Source organism: Brevibacterium sp. VCM10 (assembly GCF_000583215.1).
GTDB lineage: Bacteria > Actinomycetota > Actinomycetes > Actinomycetales > Brevibacteriaceae > Brevibacterium > Brevibacterium linens.
Window position 1 is genome coordinate 1 of the sequence record NZ_JAJB01000064.1, and the last position, 2,480, is coordinate 2,480.

Below are 2,480 nucleotides of genomic sequence, written 5' to 3' on the forward strand. Positions count from 1 at the left end.
TTCGGCCACCTCGGCGACCGATTTGCGGCCATCGGCCGCGATCTTCACTCCATTCTGGAGGCGGCATGAGCTATTCGCAGTTCGCTCTGCTCAGCGGTGCCTGCCTCGGTGCGGGACTCTTCCTCATCTGGACGTCGCTGTGGCAGCGACCGCAGAGCAAGCGGACTCAGTCGCGGTGGGTGCGCGAACTCGATGACATGCTCACCGGAGCCGGATTCCCCAGGCTGCGTCCGGTCCATCTGCTGCTCATCTCGGTCGCGGCGTTCTGTATTGTGACCGTCGTTTCGACGGTGCTCACCGGATCGTGGGCGATCGCGCTGTGCTTCGGCCTCTTCGCCTCCTGGCTGCCGCACCGGGCATTGCAGCATCGGGCTCGCAGCAGACAGGTGATGCGGCGTGAGCTGTGGCCCGAAACCCTCGACCATCTCAATTCCGGAGTCCGCGCGGGACTGTCTCTGCCCGAAGCGCTGAGTTCTCTGGCCCATCGCGGACCCGAACCGCTGCGGCCGCTGTTCGAAGTCTTCGCCGAGGAATATCGGGCCAGCGGGTCATTCGCCTTGGCGTTGGAACGATTCAGACAGGTCAGCGCCGACCCGGTGGCCGACCGCATCGTCGTCGCACTCAGCGTCACTCGGCAGGTCGGCGGCAGCGACCTGGGCACCATGCTGCGGGCCTTGGCACAGTTCGTCCGTGATGATGCCCGCACCCGCAACGAGCTCTCCGCCCGGCAGCAGTGGACGGTCAACGGCGCCCGACTGGCCGTCGCAGCTCCCTGGGTGGTCCTCGCATTCCTGTCGACGCGACCCGAAACGGCAGTGGCGTACAACTCGCGGACCGGGCTGATCCTCCTGGCGGCGGGCTTCGTCGTGTCTCTTCTGGCATATCAGGCGATGAAGCGCATCGGCCGGCTCCCGGCCGAACCCCGGGTCATCGAGGGGTCCTCGCTCAGCGCCGCCCACCGACGTTTCGCGGGCAGCCCCGGCGCGAGCGGCGGATTCTCCGCCGACGACACAGACGCTGCGGACGGGCGGGCGGCATGAGTCTCTTCGGCGAGCCCCTGTCGGTCCTGGCCCTAGGACTCTTCAACGGCTTCGCCCTGTGTGTCTTCGTCCTCTCCCTCCCGCCGCTGCGCAGACCGACTCTGTCGTCGCGGATCGCACCCTATCTGCGGGATCAGGAATCCCTGGTCGACATCTACGCTCCGCCGACCCCTCGCACCGAGGGATTCTGGGGGCTGGTGAAGTCCTGGCTGATCGGTTCGACTCTGTGGGTGACGTCGCGCATCACCACGGATGCGACTCTGCGACTGCGCATCGACCGGCTCGGCGGCAACGCCACGATCGAACGTTTCCGCATCAGCCAGGTGCTGAGCATCCTCGTCGGGATGATCGTCGCCGGCGGTCTGGCCGGCGCCGTGTCGGCACAACGCGGCTTCTCCCCCATCGTCACCGTCGTCCTCGTCATCAGCGGCGGCATCGCCGGGCACGTCTTCAACGATTGGCGACTCAGCCAGGCCATCGCCCGCCACGAATCCCGCGTGCTCGCCGAATTCCCCACCGTCGCCGAACTCCTCGCACTGTCCATCACCGCAGGTGAGGGGATCGTGGAGGCCCTCGAACGCGTGTGCCGCACCTGCTCCGGCGATCTCGTCGACGAACTCCGCGCGGCTCTGGCGGACACCCGCACCGGCACACCGTTGGTCGAAGCGCTCGACGCGATGGCTACGCGCATCGCCATCCCGGAGATCGTCCAATTCGTCGACGGCCTCGCAGTGTCGATGACCCGCGGTACGCCGCTCGCCGAAGTGCTCCGCTCCCAAGCCGCTGACGTGCGCGAACAGTCCCGACGGCGGCTGCTCGAACTGTCCGGGAAGAAGGAGATCGGGATGCTGATTCCGGTCGTCGTCTTCGTGCTTCCCGTCACCGTCATCTTCGCCGTCTTCCCGTCCCTGACCGTCCTCGACCTCAGTCCGTAAAGTCCACGCCACGCACCACCGACCATTCCCCGCTCCCACAGCCAGTCCCGCACCACCGACCACGCGGATCGAAACCTCGACCTCGCCGATGAAGGAGACACGATGTTCCGCCAGTTCACCTACCGCCTCGTCCCACTCATACTCGGGCTCATCCCCGGTCCCCCTCCACGAGGGGGAACCATCATCACCGAGGCGGCCGAAACCGACATCGACGCGAACCACGCCGACCGACCCGATCGCGGGGACGTTCCCGGCTGGGTCCTCATCACTCTCATGACCGCAGGGTTGGTGGTTGCACTGTGGGCGCTGGCAGGCGAAGCCTTCACCTCGATGTTCCAAGATGCGATGAACAAGGTCCGCGGGGCCGGGTGACCAGGCGGTGACCACAGATGGCGAGACGGAACCGGGCGGCCGGAGGAGGGCTGACTCGGTGACGGCGGCAGGCGAGCGCAGCGATTCGGGATCCGCCGTCGCCGAGTTCGCGCTCATCGCCTCGCTGCTGGCC

Annotated in this window: 3 protein-coding genes; all 3 read left to right on the forward strand. The window is 67.0% G+C overall.

The genetic code is table 11. From position 1 onward, the window contains the following. Positions 1–65 precede the first annotated feature (65 nt). The 3 genes from AD89_RS0116120 to AD89_RS0116130 all read left to right on the forward strand — a co-directional run bounded on the left by AD89_RS0116120 (position 66) and on the right by AD89_RS0116130 (position 2,347). Positions 66–1,040, forward strand: a complete 975-nt coding sequence (locus AD89_RS0116120) for a type II secretion system F family protein (protein WP_025780543.1) — start codon at positions 66–68, stop codon at positions 1,038–1,040. Continuing rightward, positions 1,037–1,975 carry a type II secretion system F family protein gene (locus tag AD89_RS0116125; protein ID WP_025780544.1) on the forward strand — a complete coding sequence of 313 codons (939 nt, stop codon included), beginning with the start codon at positions 1,037–1,039 and terminating at the stop codon, positions 1,973–1,975. Before AD89_RS0116120 ends, AD89_RS0116125 begins: the two co-directional genes overlap by 4 nt. A 102-nt stretch (positions 1,976–2,077) precedes the next feature. Then, on the forward strand, positions 2,078–2,347 hold the full coding sequence (locus AD89_RS0116130) for a hypothetical protein (RefSeq protein ID WP_025780545.1): 270 nt from the start codon (positions 2,078–2,080) through the stop codon (positions 2,345–2,347). Positions 2,348–2,480: the final 133 nt, after the last annotated feature.

Bases quoted from the DNA above. Each gene is read 5' to 3' on its own strand.
- AD89_RS0116120 (WP_025780543.1), top strand. From the start codon at position 66: ATGAGCTATTCGCAGTTCGCTCTGCTCAGCGGTGCCTGCCTCGGTGCG.
- AD89_RS0116125 (WP_025780544.1), top strand. From the start codon at position 1,037: ATGAGTCTCTTCGGCGAGCCCCTGTCGGTCCTGGCCCTAGGACTCTTC.
- AD89_RS0116130 (WP_025780545.1), top strand. From the start codon at position 2,078: ATGTTCCGCCAGTTCACCTACCGCCTCGTCCCACTCATACTCGGGCTC.